The 18,962-nt window shown below is 47.2% G+C and carries 16 protein-coding genes; all 16 read right to left on the bottom strand.

Translation table 11 applies throughout. The features are described from left to right. Positions 1-17: 17 nt before the first annotated feature. Positions 18-1,208, bottom strand: coding sequence for a carboxylate--amine ligase (locus tag JWG88_RS15795; RefSeq protein ID WP_205234752.1), 1,191 nt, complete (start codon positions 1,206-1,208; stop codon positions 18-20). A 25-nt stretch (positions 1,209-1,233) separates the two neighbouring features. After that, the gene (locus tag JWG88_RS15790; RefSeq protein WP_205234751.1) at positions 1,234-2,259 is read right to left on the bottom strand and encodes a polysaccharide deacetylase family protein; all 1,026 of its coding nucleotides are present in this window, start codon (positions 2,257-2,259) and stop codon (positions 1,234-1,236) included. A gap of 4 nt (positions 2,260-2,263) precedes the next feature. Beyond that, complete coding sequence (locus JWG88_RS15785; protein ID WP_205234750.1) at positions 2,264-3,190, bottom strand: VanZ family protein; 927 nt, start codon at positions 3,188-3,190, stop codon at positions 2,264-2,266. After that, the gene (locus JWG88_RS15780) at positions 3,187-4,266 is read right to left on the bottom strand and encodes a GNAT family N-acetyltransferase (protein WP_205234749.1); all 1,080 of its coding nucleotides are present in this window, start codon (positions 4,264-4,266) and stop codon (positions 3,187-3,189) included. Before JWG88_RS15780 ends, JWG88_RS15785 begins: the two co-directional genes overlap by 4 nt. Further along, entirely contained in the window at positions 4,247-5,305 is a 1,059-nt protein-coding gene (locus tag JWG88_RS15775; RefSeq protein WP_205234748.1) for a glycosyltransferase family 2 protein, read from the bottom strand. The genes JWG88_RS15780 and JWG88_RS15775 overlap by 20 nt, the downstream gene beginning before the upstream one ends. A gap of 47 nt (positions 5,306-5,352) precedes the next feature. Beyond that, positions 5,353-6,417, bottom strand: coding sequence for a GNAT family N-acetyltransferase (locus tag JWG88_RS15770; RefSeq protein ID WP_205234747.1), 1,065 nt, complete (start codon positions 6,415-6,417; stop codon positions 5,353-5,355). Further along, the gene (locus JWG88_RS15765; protein ID WP_205234746.1) at positions 6,414-7,622 is read right to left on the bottom strand and encodes a DegT/DnrJ/EryC1/StrS family aminotransferase; all 1,209 of its coding nucleotides are present in this window, start codon (positions 7,620-7,622) and stop codon (positions 6,414-6,416) included. Before JWG88_RS15765 ends, JWG88_RS15770 begins: the two co-directional genes overlap by 4 nt. Beyond that, on the bottom strand, positions 7,619-8,647 hold the full coding sequence (locus JWG88_RS15760; RefSeq protein WP_205234745.1) for a FemAB family XrtA/PEP-CTERM system-associated protein: 1,029 nt from the start codon (positions 8,645-8,647) through the stop codon (positions 7,619-7,621). Before JWG88_RS15760 ends, JWG88_RS15765 begins: the two co-directional genes overlap by 4 nt. 16 nt (positions 8,648-8,663) lie before the next feature. Next, positions 8,664-9,860 carry a DUF362 domain-containing protein gene (locus JWG88_RS15755; protein WP_205234744.1) on the bottom strand — a complete coding sequence of 399 codons (1,197 nt, stop codon included), beginning with the start codon at positions 9,858-9,860 and terminating at the stop codon, positions 8,664-8,666. A 1-nt stretch (position 9,861) separates the two neighbouring features. After that, complete coding sequence (locus JWG88_RS15750; RefSeq protein WP_205234743.1) at positions 9,862-10,644, bottom strand: hypothetical protein; 783 nt, start codon at positions 10,642-10,644, stop codon at positions 9,862-9,864. Positions 10,645-10,649: 5 nt separating this feature from the next. Further along, a complete protein-coding gene (locus JWG88_RS15745) occupies positions 10,650-11,702 on the bottom strand; it encodes an XrtA system polysaccharide deacetylase (protein WP_205234742.1) in 1,053 nt (350 codons plus the stop codon). A gap of 22 nt (positions 11,703-11,724) precedes the next feature. Then, a complete protein-coding gene (locus tag JWG88_RS15740; RefSeq protein WP_205234741.1) occupies positions 11,725-13,110 on the bottom strand; it encodes a TIGR03013 family XrtA/PEP-CTERM system glycosyltransferase in 1,386 nt (461 codons plus the stop codon). A 3-nt stretch (positions 13,111-13,113) separates the two neighbouring features. After that, positions 13,114-14,007 carry a polysaccharide biosynthesis tyrosine autokinase gene (locus tag JWG88_RS15735; RefSeq protein WP_205234740.1) on the bottom strand — a complete coding sequence of 298 codons (894 nt, stop codon included), beginning with the start codon at positions 14,005-14,007 and terminating at the stop codon, positions 13,114-13,116. A 9-nt stretch (positions 14,008-14,016) separates the two neighbouring features. Next, complete coding sequence (locus JWG88_RS15730) at positions 14,017-15,570, bottom strand: GumC family protein (protein WP_205234739.1); 1,554 nt, start codon at positions 15,568-15,570, stop codon at positions 14,017-14,019. A gap of 649 nt (positions 15,571-16,219) precedes the next feature. Beyond that, positions 16,220-16,594, bottom strand: coding sequence for a PEP-CTERM sorting domain-containing protein (locus tag JWG88_RS15725; RefSeq protein ID WP_205234738.1), 375 nt, complete (start codon positions 16,592-16,594; stop codon positions 16,220-16,222). Positions 16,595-17,090: 496 nt separating this feature from the next. Continuing rightward, complete coding sequence (locus JWG88_RS15720) at positions 17,091-18,833, bottom strand: AAA family ATPase (RefSeq protein ID WP_240194503.1); 1,743 nt, start codon at positions 18,831-18,833, stop codon at positions 17,091-17,093. Positions 18,834-18,962 lie beyond the last annotated feature (129 nt).

Raw genomic sequence — 18,962 nt, 5'->3', positions numbered from 1 at the left:
GAAAAACTTTGGAGGAATTATTTTTTGTTCTGATGGTGCCACTGACTGAACTCGTAGAACCAGGGTCTCATATCATCCCACTTGAGGACTTCGTAGTTGGTGTTTTTCTGCCACAGCTTCAAAAATTCAAGCAAATATTGGATCCTACTCCTGTGGCCTTTTGGCAATTTGAGTTTGCTCCTTCTCTTGAAGAGGATCATCAACAGACTGTCCACATCACCCAGAAGCCAGCGGGTCCTTACGCCCGCAGTGTATTTCACTAGTGACTGCGAGGTCTTTTGGTCGATAATATCAATGAGCAGGGCGGGAAAATCGACCCCTGCGTCGATGGCCAATTGCAACGAACCCCAGAAACGCCCGTTTATTTCCATGAGCTTTGGTGTATCGTCCCGCTGATCCACCTTAAATTCCACCATAGCCACGCCATGCCACTGCAAATGGTTTAGCAGCCGTTCGCTGAATTCCCGGGCGACGGGAGAGACGGGAATACTTTCCCTTAAGACGCTGACTCCTCCGGAGGGTGGTTTTTCTCGAAGTCTTCGGTGGCTGAAAAAAGCCAGGGGAGTACCGTGATTGTAGCAGACGAAGATACCAACGCCCGGACCAATGATTCTTTCCTGGAGTAGCAGCGGATAGGCAAGAGGAGACTCGGCTGCAAGTATGCTGTTCAATTCCCTCTGGTTGTCGGCATATTTGACCATGGTTGAAAGCCAGCCGTTCTCCGTCTTGATCCTTGATCTTCCCGGTTTGATGACCAGGGGATAGGACAGTTTATCGCCAATTTTGTCTTTGTCTCCCTCCTCTTCAAGCCAAAACGATTTAGGGACTGCAACACCCAACTCTTCGGCAAGATGAAATAATTTGCTCTTGTCTGCTGCGAAATTGACGGATTCGGGATTGGAGAACGGCACGTGACAGTAAGGCTCCAGATCCTTTTTGTGCTCGCAGACGGGGATGGTGGTCACATCGGTTACCGGCAAGATGACTTCTATTTTCATCTCCTTGATTATATCCTTAATTCGATCTATGAATTCCTGCGGCTGCCTGGTGGGGTCGGGATAGGTGATGCACTCCCGGCAATATTTTGACGAGGAGGCGAGGGAAGGATGTTTGTGCTCTCCGACAACGATATGGTGATTCTTTTTGCCTAGCGATCTGGTTATGGCTAACGCTGCGCGGCTATTACCGTCGGTTACAAGAATTTTCATGATTTTATCTTTTCCTTGCCGCCCATTAGAATAACCCGAGAATTCTCGCCATGAATAGAGGCGTGGAATTTGATATATGCTGGTGGATATTTATTCGCCGAAGACCGTAGCGATCCGTGGAAGAGTCGATATAGCCGGGGATGGTCGACATCGCGGCGCGAAAACCTGCCCTTGCTACTTCTTCTTTTATTCTATCATTATGGTTGCCATTGGGATAGCAGAAAAGAGGGGGCGATTTTAGGCCATTATCCTCTATCGCCTTTTTCGATTCCCGAATCTCACGGACAGCGACTTCCGGCGGGATGTGAGTGAGGATATGGTGATGTACGGAATGGCAACCGAAAAAGAGAGAGTGCCCTGACATCTCCTGCACCTGTTTCCAGTCAAGAAATTTGTCTACTCCATGACTCTCTCGGGATGCAGAGGAAGAACTTTCGGTAATTTCTTCCACAAGCGAACGCAAAGTGTCTTGGTCTTGTTCCTTCTGGAAGGAAACAAAGGTCCTGATGGCTTTTTTCGCTTCCTCGTCCGACATCGCCCCGATATTTTCCAATCCACATCGACCCAGGATTTTCCTCGCCTTTTCACCGCGGTCCAGAAAACAGCCGAACAAACTGGCGGCAAGCCGTTCCTGCCAAAAGATCTTTTCATTGCCGATAAATCCGGTGGCCAGGAAAATTATGGCTGGCAACCCTTTTTCTTTGAGGATGGGAAAGGCGTTGGTGTAATTATCAAGCCAACCGTCATCGAAGGTGAGAAGAACCGAGGAAGAAGGGAAATTTCGCCCTTCGAGATGTTGCAAGAACTCGGTTTGGGTAAGAACCCGGAAATACTTGTGCAGACAATCCAGTTGTCGGGAAAATGTATCGGGATCGACGATTATGCCCGGATGGGAGAATGAACCTCGTCGTTCATCTTCCTTCAGCACCCGGTGGTACATTAGGATTACCGCCCGCTTACGCAAGCGGATCCATTTCAGGAGGAAAAGTACGCCCGTATAGAAGAGAAGGTGAGCGATACCGTTTTTGATCCAGTACTTGAGTCGATCCATAAATTTATTGATTGCGTCGAGTGTTGATGATATCGAGAAGTTGCCGGGCCTTTCGGGAGTACAGCTGCCTTGGCGTTCTTCCTATCTGTTTGCTACAGTGTCTGGCGGCTTTTTCCAGATCGCCCAAGGCAAAATAGGCTCTGGCGAGGTGATAGTGAATGGTGTAAATATCGGGGTCGAGGACATAAGCCCGCTGTAAAACCGGCAGAGCCTGGTCGTATCTACCGTTTTCCATCAGGGCCAGCCCGTAGGTGTCGAGGAAACCGGGACTGTTGGGTTTGAGCTCCACCGCTTTTTTGGCATAGGCTAGAGCCTGGATTCGATCACCGGCGAGATAGGCCAGGTCCAGCCAGGCAATGGCATTGAAGACCCCCGCCCGGCTGTTACCCGCTTGCAGGGCCATGACATAGTGTTTTCGCGCCCTGTTGAATTCACCTATCTTTTCAAGCCTCATCCCCGTATAGTAGGGCTTCAGCTCGGCATAGGAGTTGTAGGTCAAGGCGGTGAGAGATAGCAGCAGGGCTGCAAGGCATCCGTACTTGATGGGTGGGCTCAATCTTTTGAAGGAGAGAAGGATCATTACTGTTAGGGCACCAAGAATGTTTGCGGCGATATCGGCTAGTTCAAACGATCGTTCCACAGTCTCGCTCTGCAGCCATTCATCGATGAGAGAGAAGCTCAGGGAGAAAAGCAATCCAATAATCAGCCGCTTGCCATGGGAGGGACACAGAGATGTTTTCCATAGCAAATAGTAAATGATGAGAACGATCGCGCCGTGCTCGAGAAAATGGGCAATTTTGTCGAAGCCGGGAAAGTGCAGGAGGATCTGTTCCATCTGCTCGACGGCCGCATAGGGCAGGGCGATGGCCGTCACCAAGACGAGAGATATGAGAAAAAGGATGATCAGTGTCTTTTTTTCTTTTGTTTTCATGAACAAACCAGCCGTTGCGGCAGTCTTTTTTTCAATCGATTCGATCCAACTCGGAGCAAATCACTGCCGAATCCAAGAAATCCCGGCAGGTTGAAAGGGTAATAGGCCAGAGCCAGGTAGTCACGCCTGCCGTTGGCCCAGACCTCAAGCCATGATTCCGATGAACCGAGAAACTCGAAGTAATCCTTTTCCTTTTTAAAGGCATGCTCGATGACAAAGTTCATCAGCAGCACTCCGGGAGAGCAGAAAGACCATTCTTCGTCGTAGCCTATTTTCAGAACCCATAGTCTCTGTGCGTTGTCCAAACAAATCTGCATGGCCGCGGCTTGTCCATTGATATAGAGGAAGAAGAGACGGAGCATGTTTTTTTCTGCTGCATATCCACAGTATTCCAGATAAAATTGTCGCAGACCCTGGTCGCTCAGCAACGCCGAGCCATGGCGTTTTTTCCAGCCGGCACCTTCAATGCGGAAGGCCTGGTCCAGGAGCTGTGAGTAATTCTCCCTTGTCGGATAGCAGATTTCGAAGCGGAGCTCTCCGACTTTCTCCGCCCTTCTTCTGGCGCGACGGTGATCGTAGCGCCGCCTCGAGCTGATGGATGAGTAAAAATCGACCCAGGAGGTATCGCAGCTGATCAGGGGTGAAGGCCCCACAAGACGGTGAAAGACAAGCCCTTTAGAAGTTGTATTCTTTTTGAAAACCGAAAGAACAAAATCTTCTTCGTCAATTCGTTCCAGAACCAGAGGATATTTCAACTCGATGAGGATATTGACAAGTTTTGTCAGGGCCTCTTCATCCCGGTAGAGCAATCCGCAGGGCTCGTGAAGATGGGCGGTTCCCATCAACTCAAGCCTGGGGATTCCGTTTCGCTGAAGAAGAACCAAGGGGGCAGCCGCCACGATCTCTTCAGCCTCCCGCATGAGTACCACATGAAGAGTGTCGCCCTGATGGAAGGCCTTGATGGAGCTGAGAAACCATTCATGACCCAACAGTGGAGTTTCGAATGGCTCTGCCAGCCGATTCCACTGTTTGCCCAGCGAGATAAAGGTTTGCCGGTCACTGATGATTTCGATCATTATTTTCCTCTTTTGTATCCTGACGGAGCAAATTCAGCATTCTGTTGCTGGCTGGAATCTTTAGAAGCAGGTGAAGGATTACCGCCGTCAGTCTGTCCTTGGCAACCTTTTGCTCCTTCCATTTACTCAGGTAGCGCCTGGCATCGGCTGCGCGGTCGAGGCGAAAGGACTGCTTGGCCAGCCCCAGCAGCAAATCGCTTTCGACCCGCCGTATATCCTCGCCATGTTCCCGTGCAAAATCGTTGTCCTTTTTCCATATCGTTTCTACCGCCTTCAGACGAAATCGCAGTTTTTCCAGAAGCGGTGTCGATAGTGTCGATCTGACCTTGTCGTTGTGACTTCTGTTTAATGTCGTTTCGTGGTGCAAAAGAGCGCCCTTGCAGTGGTATTGTGAGAGCAGGGCGAAAAAATTCCAGTCGGCGCAGAAAGGATCTCCTGCGGTGTGTTCCACGCCGGACGGAATAGCCGATTTTCTGACGACCGCTGTGCTGGGAAGGATATACGGGGCGAAGAGCAGACTGTGGTAGAGGTTCCCGCAGGAAATCCTGTACCCACCGGAAGCTCCCCCGTCCTTTTCACCATCAGAGGGAAAGCTGAGCTGCTGCGGAAGTATTTTCTCCCAGTTCTGCTCTTTTTTGAACCAGGTTTGTAGGCCGCTGTGTATCTCTTTTCCCGATGTCTTAACGATGGTGAAATCGGAAAAGAGGAAACCAATGTCACGATATTGATCCATGATGCCAATCTGCAGAGCAAGCTTATGCTCTTTCCAGATATCGTCGGAATCGAGAAAGGCGATATATTCACCAGCCGCAACCTCCACTCCCTTGTTTCTTGCCACGGCAAAGCCTTTATTTTCCTGATATATATAACGAATTTTTTTTCCATAACGCCTGGCCAACAGCGCTTTGGTGGTATCAGTTGATCCGTCGTCGACGATGATGATTTCCAGGTCCGGGTATTCCTGGCGCAGCACCGACTCCACCGCATCGACCAGAAAGTGGGCTCTGTTGTAGGTAGGGATAATGACACTTACTTTCATTGAGCATTCCTCCAACGGTGCTCGAAGCAAACCCTCTGCATGACTTTTCATCGATTTGCCAACCGCCTTTTCAACTGTTTCGCTTTTAAGAAAATAACAACCAGGTTATGCATCAGCTTGCTCCTCGTTATCCAGAAGTTGACGTTTTTTCGCACATCGGTGGCGTACTCTTCCTTGAACGGCTCGTTACCCACTGTAAAATCAAGCTCAAGCTTGTTATGGTCCTGACAGTACTGAATGAGATACTGCAGGAGAATCCGGCCGGGAGAGCGGTTGCGAAAGCCTATATCGAATGTCGGCTTGTACCAGATCACTTTATTGCTGTAATCAAAACCGAAGTGAAAGGAGATGGGTTGGCCGTTGAATTGAAGACAGGAGAAGAAAAGCCAACCCGAGGGCCAGGCCCTGCGGACCAACTCGTTATAGAAGAGGGTATACCTGCCATCATTGAAAAGGCTGGGCTTGCCAGCATTTTTCCAGCGCCTCTTATGTTGCGTGTAAAATATATCGAGCGATTTCTCGGCTATTGGCAGGGATTTGAAGATAATGAAGCGAAGATCACCGTTCTTTTTGAAATAGTTGAGGTGGCGCTTGAGGGTTCGCGAAGGTTTTAGTCGAGAATCTGCCGAATCCTTGCCGAATTTGAGTACGGGGCAATCCACCTGCGAAGCTACGGCATGGAGGCGGTGATGAAGGAAGATTGACCGCAAGAGGGACGCAGTTGACGAGGTTTCCGGGATATTCATCAAGTATATGGAATCCCAAAGATTATTGTTCTTCTGGAGATAGTCGAAAACGGCGCTGAGCATGGCTTCTTTTTCTGAGGAGGAAACTATAAAATCACAATAATCGGCATTGATATCGCTGACAAACCTTAGCTCCCTGGTTTTCCATTTCCTGGAAAGCATCATGGGGGCGATACCCGCCACTCTTTCCCTGTCGTAGAGAATGAGCAGGAAAAGGGTATTGTCGCTGCCAAAAGTCAACCACCAGCTCATGAACCACTCATGAGTTTGAAATACAGTATTGGTTTCGCTCAGTGAGACCAGCTCGTTCCACTGATCCTTACCAAAAGGTATTTCTTTGATTGCCGTTATATGACGTATTCTCATCCGAGAACCTTGGCTATGCAGTTGAGTATTCTGTCCTGATCCAGTTTCTCCACCAGGGCATGAGTCGGAAGGGTGACGATTTGTTCTGCAATCCTCCTTCCTCCCCGAAAATCCCTGCCGTCAATTTCGAGTCTGTCCCGCAGTTGATAAATGTCGACGATGGCGCCGGGGTAGGATCCGCTGGCCCCGAGTCCCGATTTTTCGAGAAGGGCAAGTATCGTTTTTCTCCGCATGTTGTCGGTGATGCGCAGGGGATACCGTAGGTATATGGGTTTGCTCATTGGAGGCGGCTGGATAAGACGAAGGTGCTCCGAAGAAGGTAGATTCTCTTGATAATAGGCGGCATTGGCGATGCTCTTGTCATTGATAGCCTCCAACTGTCGAAAAAGGCTCAGAGCAATTCCGACGAGCATAGTATTATAGCCGCTCACCGGATAATCAGTGGTGTATTCAGTGATTCCGAGTTTGACAAAAGGTAGAGCGGCGGGAATCCAATACCGCCGTGGTGAGAGAAAGCCGGAGTAGATCGCCATTTTTAGAATCTCCACCAGACACCAGGGGATGGGGGCAGGTGGGATTTTCCGGGTTTTACGTTGCAAAATGGCGCCAAGTTTACTCGAACGGGTAACAATGATTCCGCCATTGATGGAAGTGATCACCTTCCCTTTGTCGAGACTGTATAATCCGGCTATGCCGTAGGTGCCGGCCGGCCGCTTGGTTTGAGACAAGGCACCCATGGATTGGGCGGCATCATCGAGCAAAAAGAGGTCTTTCTCCTCGCTCAGTCTTTCCAGGCGGTCCAGATCATTAGGGATGCCGTAGAGATTGGAGGAGACTACCGCCAAAACCCGGGAAAAATCCATCTGTTCGAGTTTGTCGTAGTCATAGTCCAGTGTCTTTTCGTCAATGTCACAGACGTTTATCTGCAACCCCGCCTTGATGATCGACGATGGAACCGAATAGCAGGTATAGGAGGGAATGACGACAGTACTTTTTGTCGTTGGTGCCATCTCGGTTAAAGACTCGAGTAAAACAACCATGGCAGCGCGACCGGTAGAGAAAAAAAAGCATTGATCAATTTCGAATGATTTACTTATCTCCGCGGCCAGGCGATTAAGCGTGGTTTGCCGACTGAAGAGACTTCGTGCCCAGAGAAACAGATCACGCTGCGATATAGGAGTTCCGGAGGGAGCAAGTTTTCTCATGGTATATTTTTGGCAATTGGTGGTCCCAGAATTTTAGTTAATAGCAATGGAAGCTTTCGCCATAGTTGAATGGCCAGCTGGAACTTGGGGTTATGCACATTCAACTCTGGTATATTCTTGGAGGTACCGAGATAGTACTGCCAGTAGAGCTGCTTGGTATCGGCGTTCCACTTTTTCTTAAAGAATTCGCCGCCGGATTCACTGCTTGACCGGCCCAGATGGAACAGTCGATACCCGTTCTTACAACCGTGCTTTATCATTTCCCAGTAGAGCATGTAATTGGGCTGGAGGGATTGGAAACGATAATCTATTCCCAGCCACATTCCTTCGACAACGTCCCGAAAATAGCCGTTAAAGGCAGCGGCGATTGGATGACCATCGTGGTAGAGAACGAAAATCCTGGTATCATCTGGAAATGTCGAGATAATCCTTGCAAAAAAATCTCGCCGATAGATCGGTGTTCCCAGGGCGCGCCAGCTTTGTGAAAGAATGAGGTAAAAGTCGTCCAGTAACTCCATGCCCCCGTTCTTTACCGACAGGCCGTTTTTATAGGCCCGTCTGATGGAGTTGCGCTGCTTGGACTTGAAGCCGTTCCAGATGACGTCGGGATCGTCGTTCAGGGAGAGCGTCATGCTAACCTTTTTCTCTGAGGTGGGCAGCGGCTCATTGAGTTTCACCATATTGCGTAGCTCAAGATAGGCCATTCGTTCGCGGTCCACCAGGTGTTTGGCTTCATCCAGCAAAGCCTTTTCGGTGGCCGGATTGGCTGCACAGATGCCCCCGAAATTCAAAAAAGGCATGGAACAGAGAATCTTGCCGAAGAGCAGGCTGTCGATGTAGACCAGGGGCAAAACGCCGTGAAAACGACCGTCTTCGACTGCGGCAAGATAATAAATTTTGTGGCCCAGGCAGGATTCGATAATGTTTTTCCAGCCGAACAGATGATAGAATGAGGACGTGGGTCGACTGTAGAGAAACGAATCCCACTCCGCTCCGTTTGCGCGGTTACACTGGATGATCTTCAAACTCTCTCCTCTTTCTCTACACTGCCTCGATTTGGCGATAGTCGATGCGATTGAACGGCGCATGCTCGTGAACGCCAAGGTGCAGTGAGGTCATGGCAATGTCGAGAAAACCGTGGTCCTGCACGGCGTCTCTGACCCATTGTTCCACACTTTCTCCGCGAAAAGCAACTTCATCTATTATATGCTGCAGCAGAACAGAATCAAAGGCCACCGGATCTGTGCCCAAGAAAAGCGAGTTGGGTGTTCCGCCCGCAAATGTTTTCCAGGGACGGGGGCACCAGACATTGTTGTGCCAGTTACCGAATATAGCTTCACAGATATTGAGGCGGACTTTGTTTTTGATGCTGGGAGTGTTGCAGACATCGGCAATGTAGCTCTTGCTTCCCAGGCCGTCATGAAGATATTTAGCAAAGGGCGGCGGGAAGGCACCGAAGTGGTTTTTCATGGCCCCTGTAATGCCGCAGCCATGATTTTTCAGTAAACATAGATTGATAATGTGATCAGTCTCAGTGTAGACCCGGGCAACATGAAAGGCTGCTTCTTGAGGAAACTGAGGCTTGTTGGCAGGGCGGATCGGCTGGTGTTCTGAAAATCGTATTATCTCTCCGGGGTCCCATAAATTATCCGATCTGCTGTCTACCCAGTGAATATCGGGAAATGAGCATCTGTCTTTGAAAATCCTGGGATGTATCCACCTGCTCGGGTCTGCGACAGTTATATTGCCTTGCGATATCTTAAGAGAGGATGTCAGACTATCAAGCAAGGCGTTAACCATCTGTACTGACTGATCCAGGCGGTTTGTGGTTACGTCTTCCTTATAACTGGCATTGTTGAGGTTAATCTTGATCGTGACTGTATCCCCTTTCTGGTAGTTCTGCAGAAGCGCCAGCCAGGCTTGTCTCTGGTTTGTGGTTCGGGTCAGATGCCGGATGCCCTGGTCGAGCATGGTAGTGACGGTCTTTTGGTTGATATGGTTATAATAGCGGTCATTTCTGAATTGATCTCTATTCACTTTTGCTTTATTTCCGGGCTCAACGGTATGGTCCCATGGGGCGCTGGCCTGGTAATCCCATGGCAGGCTAGCCTCTGCTGAATGAATTCTGACGATACGGGGACGTGTCCGCTTTTCTGCTTTGGCTTTTGCTGGCAGAGGGATGTGAGCGAACGCCATGAGAAAAGCTGCTTTTTGCAGGAAACTCCGGCGATTGAACATTTTAGTTGCCTCCTGGATGGTGTGGGGCTGCAAGTTCAACAAGAAAAACCAAAAGCTTTTCTGCGATAAATCTGCTGCCATAGGTGTTCAGATGTCTGCCATCACTGCTGTATTCTGGTGAAAGTGTATGGAAGGCTCGACCATTCTTTTTGAAAACCGCCTGGCTGCCGTCTGCCCGGGTAGCTTCGAGCAAAGCGAGGTCGAAAAGCGGCTCTCTCCCGCTGTAGGTGTTTCGCAATAATTCATTAAATCTGTTTCTCTGGATATTAGCATCATAGCCGCCGACTTTTCGGCCTATCGCTCTTTTTATCCAGGCCCGGGGCCCCCTCTGGACAACAGTCAAAGGAACAGTGACATGAACTAAGAGAAGAGAAGGATAGCGATCCTTCAATGAAGCCATGGTTTTGACGTAGGAAGAAAAGAGAGACGAAACCTCAGTGGTCTCAGTAATATCGATATAACAGTACTTGAAGAAAGCTATGGCCGCTTTGTCTCCAAGCCCGCTGTTCAGTATGGATGCGAAATCTTCATTTTTTGATAAAGGGTGCTGATTCTTCCCGATTTTAAAGTGGCCGAAGACGCCGCGGGCAAGTTCCGCCGCAGACCTGGTTTCTATAATCCTGAGATTGACCCGGGAGTTATTCCGTACAATGTCCTCTATTCCCTGACAAATGTTGCCGCCAACTGATTGATGTCCGAAAAAGATGTTCTTTTGGGTAAGGTGGTGCAAAGTTGCAACGGGGATTTCCTCAATGGTTCTGAAAATATTATTGTTTCGAGACATATTGTTCACCTTCTGCGAAAAAGCTGAAAAGGTGGAATTTCCGGTGGTGCCTGTCTGCTGGCGCACATCGTGTTCGCCGCCGCTGGCGAAACATCATTGGATGATTTCGTTTTCGAAGTGCTCTCCAAGCCATTCCTCTGGATATCAATTGAAGTAAAGGAAAAATCGTGCAGAAGCTTCTCCAGCCTTTCATAGGTGCGATGGAGATTGAGGTAGTGCCTGAAACGGGAACGCGGTGTCGCATTTGCCATTCTAGGCTGTTCCGGGTCTACCTCCCATGGGTGAAGATAAAATATAAAAGGCTTTTTTTCCTTATTGTTGATCTGCTGCAGAGCCCGTCTGGTAAACCAGTAGGGAAATAATCTGAAATACCCGCCACCGGAAACAGGCAAATTTTTTTTGAATACCAGTGATGTGGATATAGGTATCTCAAGAAGCAGCGATGAGGTTTTGTTCACTATACCGGATAGCGCTTCGGTGGCGAAATAATCCAATATTTCTCTGACAGTCTCTCCCTTCATATCAACTATTTGAGGGGTGGTGCTGTCAAGGTTCCACAGAAACGGATAACGGGGAGCATGCGGCATGCCGTAACGGTCATGATAGACTGGAAAGACGCTGGAAGAGTAGTAAAAACCAAGTTCCCTTAGAATATGGAGAGCCCAGAGTGAATTTTTGGTGATTGAATAGCTTGGTGCCCGATAACCCAAAACCGGCCTACCGGTGATCTGCTCCAAAACATCTTTGGCCTTTCTCGTGTCCTGGCGAAATTCCTCCGGTGTAAGGTTGTACACTAGTCGATGATAATAGCTGTGGCAGGCGATTTCATGTCCTTTGCTGCTGATTTTTTTTACGAGTTGAGGAAATTTTTCCGCTGTCCAGCCTAAAATGAAAAATGTGCCTTTGACCTGATGCTTCTCCAGGAGGGAAAGAATCCGCTCCGTGTTGTTTTCCACACGTGAGGGATAGCTTTCCCATCCTTTGTGAGTGACGCATTCTTCAAAGGCGGATACCTGGAAGTAATCCTCCACATCGATAGTGAGGTAATTTTTTATCATAATAGGAAATAATCGTCGAAGCTTACCGGGAGCCTTTTTGAAACAGCATTGTCTTGATAGTTTGGAATATCACCCAAAAATCAATCTGCATTGACATGTATTTTATATAATATAGATCATACTCGAGTTTACGCAGGGCATCTTTTTCGGACGCGCCATAGGGATAGCAAATCTGGGCCCAGCCGGAGATACCGGGCTTAACATTGTGCCTGAGGGAATAATATGGTATCGACCGGTTCAGTTTCTCGACAAATACAGGCCGTTCCGGGCGTGGTCCGATAAAGCTCATATCACCCTTGAGGACATTAAACATTTGGGGAAGCTCATCAATGCGGGTCTTACGGATGAACTGACCAAATCTGGTCACACGTGTATCATTTTCCATAGCCCATACAGGACCATTTTTTTCAGCATCATTACGCATGGATCGCAGCTTGATCAGTTTGAAAATTCTGCCATGAAGACCTACTCTTTCCTGAGAGTAAAAGACCGGACCGGGTGATTCCAGTTTGATGATAATAGCACTGAACAGGAGAACTGGAGAGGCGACCAGCAAGCCGGCAAAAGCAAGAATAATCTCAAAGACCAGCTTGCTCGTTAAAGTAAATCTGCTTTTTTTGAAATCGTTGGAAAAGATAATCCAATCGGGATTGACTTTCTCCACCAGTATTTTACCGGTAAGTTTCTCGTAGAAATTAATCCCGTACTCAACGGGGAATCCCATAAATTTGCAGTCCATGAGCTGCTGAATCGGTGTGGTGCCGCGCCTGTCGTCCATGGCTACCACCACTCGTTCAATACCATATTTTTGGCACAGCGAGGGGAGCTGGTCGGCTTCGGCTGTAACTGGAATTCCCGGGGGCAGAGGAAAGGATGGATTGATAGAGCCGATAAAGTGGCTGATTTTGAAGCCGGAATCCCTTCTTTTCTCCAGCTCATAGGCTATATCTTGAGCCAGCTTTCCAGTGCCGATAACTATCACCGTTTGGGCAAACATCTTCTTGTTTAAAATATGGTTGTAGAGATAGCGCCAGAGGCAGACGCTTATGAAGACTGCTGCTAAGCTGGGCCAGAAAATGAAGGAAGGTATGACAACACGAGGAAAAAAGTAGTAGAGAAAGGCAAGTATAATACAGCCGATACCAAAGGCCTGTATGAAACGTGAGAATACATCCGGAAAAGAAAGGATTTCTCCAAGATCATAAAGATCAAAGAAATAGAAAGAGAGAATAAAGACGGCGGTTAATACCATTGCGCGGTATCCATATAGATATATAGAGCCGGGCAAAGGTTCATAATGAGAAAAAAAAAGATGAACGAAATTGACAGATAAGAAAATAAGAACTCCTTCGCCGAAAAAAAAGAAGAGTTTCCGGGGGGAGTAATAATTTTTAAGAATGTAGGGCATCGTTTAATAATATTCAGAATAATAGTTGCCGTATCCGACACCCTGCATTTTTCGATCGAGAACGTTCGCTTCAAACGCATTAAAAACAGTGCCGATAATTTTTTCCCGGCCTATGGTGTCCACCATTTTCTTGATATTTTCTCTACCGGATTTACCCCATCTGACTACCAGCACAATTTTGTCAACCAGCTTCGATAAAAGCAGGGTTTCAGCAGCACTATGGAAAGGGGGGGTATCCAGGATAACAAGGCCATCATGGTATCTGCTGGAGAGTTCATCTACTATTTCTGGCATTTTTGTCGATGAAAGAAGTTCCGCGGGGTTTTCTTGAGGTGATCCTGCCGGAATGATAGAGAGTTTGGAAAGTCCCGTAGAAACTTCAAGATCCGAGATACCGGAAATATTTATTTTTCCACCAAGATAGTCCGCCAAACCCTTTTCACGGTTAATCCCAAACATGGTGTGAAGGGATGGACGCCGCAAGTCACAGTCAACGAGGAGAACCTGGTGTTCACGGCTCCTGGCGAAGCTGATGCCGAGGTTGGCGCAGACAAAGGTTTTTCCCTCCTGGGGATCACTGCTGAGGATCAAAATGCTCTTTATTTTTCTACTCGAGTCAGTATGCAGTATCCTGCTTCTCAACTTTCTGATACCCTCGGCAACTCCGGTTACATAACGTGTCGAACTGATAAGTCGTTCATCCCAGTTTTTTATCTTATCCTCTACTGTTCGAGAAAGATCAGGTGCGTTAGGGTTGAGAGTATTTACTTTGTTCTCTCTGATCATATGTGGAAATTTTTGATCATTATACCTGTCCTGGTCTGTGTGGTCGACAGGAAGCGCCTCCGGTGAAAACTGGGGCTGTGACTTATTGAGTGCTTTAGAGACCTTACCCACTTTATGCTCCTATAAAATAATCATTCCCTGTTGCCAGAAATAAAAAATGCCGCTCAATACTGTAACTCCGAAAAAGGCAAGGAATAGCGTTCTCACCCCACTGGCAGCCTTTCTTCTCCTGAGTTCTCCTTTTGTCAGCACGTTTGGTAAGGCACAGACCACAGGCAGATCGAGAAATTTTTCCAGATCGACCGGGTTTTTGAAGGATGTGCCTAAAAATTCGAGACTGTATGATAAACCGCCGCCGATACCAAGGCCCAAAGCCACAGATACCATCAAAATTAACATGAACTCTGGTTCAATCGGTTTTTCAGGAAAATGTGCGGAATCAATAATCCTGAATTGGGATCCCTGGAGCTGATTCTCGAGGCTAACTGCGGAATCGGCCTGCAGGCTTTGAGTGACAAGCCTCTGGTAATATTCATGGAGCTGTTCATAATCTCTGGTGAGAGCAGCCCATTCCGCTTCCCGGGTAGGAGCCGCCGCAATCCATTCTTCATATTGAGCGATTTTCTCTCTCATATTCTCTCGCTCATCCATCAACCTGCTGATGCTGAAATCAATATTCTCAAGTTGTTGTTTGAGTTGGCTCAGATGCGAATCCTCAAGGTTGCCCCCACTCGGTTCAGTTGCTGCCGGGTCGCCTGATGCTGCTTCGCGATTCCGGAGAAGTTTTTTCAGTCGCTTAATTTCGGGATGATTGTCTGTGTATCGCGGCTGGAGGCTCTGCAACCGAAGACGAATCTGATCTGCGCTGGTCAAGTTTCCAGATCCCTGTCCCGAACCTGAAGTGGCAGCTGAATCAAGGGTCTGTTGGTATAATTGGGCAATTCTTTCCGCCATTCGATCCTGCACCTGCAGCCTGGTCTGTTCAAGTGTAAGGCGATTTGTCTGGAGGGCCTGGTATTGCTCCTGTAAGGCATTTAGGCGGCTTGTGTTATTGAGTAGCTGGTCGGCCATTTCATTGTGATATCGTTTTTTATAGTCCCGCATTGTTTTCTGCTTCTCATCGAGGGATTTCTTTACAATCTCCAACTCATCCATGATATAGGCGGATGTCTGAGATGCTCGGTGCTGTCGGGAGGCTTTATTCTCTTCAATAAATCTCTGTGCCAAGGCATTGGCGACATCCCTGACTTTTTGTTGATCGTTCCCCTTGAAGGATACTTCGAAGACATCCCCGCCTTCCAGTAACTGAATTATGATGTTATTCTTCCGCATGGAGCCAACCAACTTTTCCATGGGCATTGTCGCCTGTCTATCCGGATAAAGATTAAATTGCCTGATGATCTCCTCCAAACTGCTTCTTCTAGTTACCTGTAGACCGACAGTGTCGACAACGTCCCGTGTTAGCGTTCTGCTGTCATCTGGTGTCAGTGCTGTCGGATTGACGTTCTGGCGTTGATACTGGAGCAGAGCGGTACTTTCATAAATTTTTGGCTGTTGCAGGTAATAGAACACTCCTCCTGCTATTCCAAGCAGGAGAAACAGGACAAGTGTTTTTTTTCGACGCAGAAGGATATCCAGATTTTTTTTTATAAGAAGTCGCTGTTCTAGATCCATAGTGTTTTGTTTAATTAGGTATTGATTGAATGTTGATTGGCAAAAGCTTCCGTCCTTTCCAGTGAATCAGTTAATCGCAGTGTTTCGGAAATTTTGATGGATTACGGATCAGGCCCGGAGAGCAGGTGATTCCGGATTCAACGATCTACTCAGTACAAATCCATTCCTCCGTCAATCACAGTTTGATTGAGTAGATGTGAGGTTGGTTATTTTATTTTGGAACGCTTTCTCTCTAAGAGAGTTTCGGCTCTCTTGGGAGATAATGCTCACTAACAAGTATGATGATCCCTTAAAAAGTCATCGAAGTTCCGGGATGGACTCTGGAAAAAGGCTTGATATACTAGGCGTAGTATCTGAAACGGCGATTTGGCAGTACATGCGATACGGCAAATCGCCGTTTTAGATCTACAACGACGTAGACAAGTTTTTTTACGAGTCCATCAAGTATGATCCTTTTGACAATCACTTCAGGCCTGTCATCATTGTATGAAAAAAGAACTGAGTTGTGAAATAAAAAGTTTGGAAAAAGAATAATAAGCGACTTTTTCGGCCTCCCTTGAGCCTGGGTTTGTTATCGGGATTCGATTACTTTGTTTGTCCGGCGCAACTGCACTTGAATTCGCGTTTCGCCGGAATCGGTTCACTGGTACTAATTTTTATTATTGAATTTTCTTCTGGAGAATATGGCAACCCCTATCAACCCGGCACCAAACAGGAAAATGGAAACCGGTTCAAAAGTACTTCTCGAAAAATTTCTGCCCCTGGAAAATTCAGTAATCCAGGAATAAACATTTGGCGAAATGCTGGAATCAAATTCCGAAGAATTATCTGTTGAAAGAAAAGAAGCTGAGACACCATCGACTATATTATCATCTTTGATTTTCATAGAAGCCGAAGCGACAGACTGATTGACTGCAGAATTTTGTAGATTGACAGCACCATACTGTTCATATACCGCAAGTGAAAGTACTGCGCTCAAAAATATAAAAAGTAATGCTGTGCATAATATGATTATGCTTCTCATGTTTTCTCCCCCGAACTTACATCTTTCCACGATTTCCCGGCGGAAAAGAATTTCTGACCGGCCGATCGACTGCCTACTTCCTTGTCAAGTTCGGCCAATTTCCGCTGGTGTATATTTTGTTTTTCGTCATTTAACTTGAGGTTGCAATTTTTGGACCTGAAAATACAAAGGTATAAGAAATTGTACCTTGTTCTGAATATCACAGGGAAAAAATGGATGTGGTGTTATCACCCTGAAACTGGTAATTCCGGAAGAAATGGACAGAAAAATTTGGGGTATCGCAAATGCCGCTAAAGTTTCAGTTGCCTATCTGAAACCCATCAATACAAAAAAAGTTCGGAAGTCCGGAAGAAAAAGGAGTCAAAAAGGAATAGAGTTCGTGCTCTTATTGTAGCTTATAATGTTATAAATTAGGAGTTTATTTGTTTTCCTCAGAGGAAGTATCCGGAAAAGCGGAAAAGTAATTCGGTTTTTCAGGGTAATCCTAATATTGTCATCAAGGGCTTGATCCCGCAGGCCGGCGAAATTCGACCTCTACCCTGTGGTTTGCGTCCCTTCCCGAAGTCGTGGTGTTAGGGGCTATGGGAGATTGAGAGCCACGCGCTCGAGTTTCAACTTTTGACTCTTCCAATCCGCGGCTTATCAAATATATCTTTACTGCATTCGCTTTTGCCAACGAAAGTTCCTGATTGAGTTTTTCATCCTCAAGATTGTCGGTATAGCCTGTAATAACGACCTCGTAGGCTTGGTCGGATAGGATCGATTCAACAAGCATATCAAGGTTGGCCAGAGATGTAGGCGGAGGAAGGGTGGCCGTACTGGAGAAAGGCATGATAAGCTTTCCTAAAACAGTTGCTGGGGTTGATGCTTCCACTGTTTCATTGGTTTCTGGCGCCGATTGCGAGGAGGCTGCAGCTACAACTTCGCTTTTGTCCTGAGACGGTGGATTCTCCTGCATGGTCTTTCCGACAAAATCGGAATTGTCTGCTCCGGCAATTTGGCTGCCTCTTTCGCTAATTCTGGCATCATCGAATATAGATGACACGATCTCGACGGCATTCTTCATGGTGGAACTGGACTTGATGCTGTTGGTGATGCGGGTTATAGGGATGGAATTCTCGAAAAAGCTAAGATAGAAAAGGATAATCAGTATGGAAAAAGCTGCTCCCAGAACCAGTCTTTTTGTCAAACTACCTCTCTTGCTTTCAGAACCATTCTTTTGAGGCGGCGCCTTTTTCACCTTTTGATGGGAGGCACCATCCATTTTTGAATTTCCATCAGGGATAGCCAACTCTGTGATTGGCTGTACTGTGGCAGCGTTGGTTTGATCTGTTTGTTCTAAAACAGCCTGCCGATTTTTTTCCCGGGAGCGGGTGGACGAGATTTTTTGAGTTGAATTTGAATCGTTTTTTCTTGTTTTTCTAGGGCCAAAATATGGAATTTCCAGTTCTTTTGAACACTCTTTGACATGCCGCGGCAAGACAATTTTCGATTCTTCGACATAGCATGTAAGGAGGCAGCGGTCACAAATTATATTTATCAATCGTGGATACCCGTTTGAGAACAGGTGGATTTCTCTGATAGCTCCATCCGTGAACAATGCGTTTTCAAAAGCGGGAGGAGAGGTATTCTGCCTTGCTTGAGCGGTTTCCGGGCCGGACTTTCTGGCTGAGTCGCGAGATTCTGCGGAGGTGCCCTTGCTGGCAATAGACAGGCGGTGTTTTATGTAGTGTTTGGTCTCCTCTGCCGAAAGCGCCTCAATATTGTAGTTAATCGTTATTCTTTGCCTGATAGGCCGATTTATGGGACGCAGCAGTATGTCATTGAATTCTATCTGGCCGACGAAAAAAATATTAAGCAGCTTGCTTTCATTTTTTTCAATATTGGAGAGAAGCCGGATCTCCTCCAGCAGCCTTTGATTGATCCTTTGTGCTTCATCTATTATCAGCAAAACCTTCTTTTTTCGTTCATGAGCCTGGTAGAGAAATTTTTCGAAATGAATGAGAAAGGAGCCTTTGCTGGTAATCTCTTTCTGGAGTCCAAAAACGTGGGCAGTATATTGAAAGAAGTCTAAAGGTTTTAGGTCAGGATCACGTATGGTAGCAACGAGGACATCGCCTTTCAATGTTTTTAGAAGTGCATTGATAAGGGTTGTTTTTCCTGTCCCGACATCGCCTGTGAGCAGCAGGAATCCCTTATTGTCCAACACCCCATAGCGCAGGGTCGATAGTGCTTCCATGTGCTTTTCACCGAGCCAGAGAAAACCGGGGTCGGTGCTTATCTGGAATGGTTTATGTCTTAGGTTGTAATAGCTAAGGTACATAATTTTCCTATTTTTATCAGAGTAGCGTCGCCTGTTAAAAGCACA

This window comes from Desulfopila inferna, assembly GCF_016919005.1.
In the GTDB taxonomy this organism is placed as follows: Bacteria; Desulfobacterota; Desulfobulbia; order Desulfobulbales; family Desulfocapsaceae; genus Desulfopila_A; species Desulfopila_A inferna.
Note: the sequence above shows the minus strand (reverse complement) of the source record. Positions and strands in the feature narration are given on the sequence as shown.

Coding starts and splice junctions, on each gene's coding strand:
- JWG88_RS15795 (WP_205234752.1), bottom strand. CDS start 1,208: ATGAAAATTCTTGTAACCGACGGTAATAGCCGCGCAGCGTTAGCCATA.
- JWG88_RS15790 (WP_205234751.1), bottom strand. CDS start 2,259: ATGGATCGACTCAAGTACTGGATCAAAAACGGTATCGCTCACCTTCTC.
- JWG88_RS15785 (WP_205234750.1), bottom strand. CDS start 3,190: ATGAAAACAAAAGAAAAAAAGACACTGATCATCCTTTTTCTCATATCT.
- JWG88_RS15780 (WP_205234749.1), bottom strand. CDS start 4,266: ATGATCGAAATCATCAGTGACCGGCAAACCTTTATCTCGCTGGGCAAA.
- JWG88_RS15775 (WP_205234748.1), bottom strand. CDS start 5,305: ATGAAAGTAAGTGTCATTATCCCTACCTACAACAGAGCCCACTTTCTG.
- JWG88_RS15770 (WP_205234747.1), bottom strand. CDS start 6,417: ATGAGAATACGTCATATAACGGCAATCAAAGAAATACCTTTTGGTAAG.
- JWG88_RS15765 (WP_205234746.1), bottom strand. CDS start 7,622: ATGAGAAAACTTGCTCCCTCCGGAACTCCTATATCGCAGCGTGATCTG.
- JWG88_RS15755 (WP_205234744.1), bottom strand. CDS start 9,860: ATGTTCAATCGCCGGAGTTTCCTGCAAAAAGCAGCTTTTCTCATGGCG.
- JWG88_RS15750 (WP_205234743.1), bottom strand. CDS start 10,644: ATGTCTCGAAACAATAATATTTTCAGAACCATTGAGGAAATCCCCGTT.
- JWG88_RS15745 (WP_205234742.1), bottom strand. CDS start 11,702: ATGATAAAAAATTACCTCACTATCGATGTGGAGGATTACTTCCAGGTA.
- JWG88_RS15740 (WP_205234741.1), bottom strand. CDS start 13,110: ATGCCCTACATTCTTAAAAATTATTACTCCCCCCGGAAACTCTTCTTT.
- JWG88_RS15730 (WP_205234739.1), bottom strand. CDS start 15,570: ATGGATCTAGAACAGCGACTTCTTATAAAAAAAAATCTGGATATCCTT.
- JWG88_RS15725 (WP_205234738.1), bottom strand. CDS start 16,594: ATGAGAAGCATAATCATATTATGCACAGCATTACTTTTTATATTTTTG.
- JWG88_RS15720 (WP_240194503.1), bottom strand. CDS start 18,833: ATGGAAGCACTATCGACCCTGCGCTATGGGGTGTTGGACAATAAGGGA.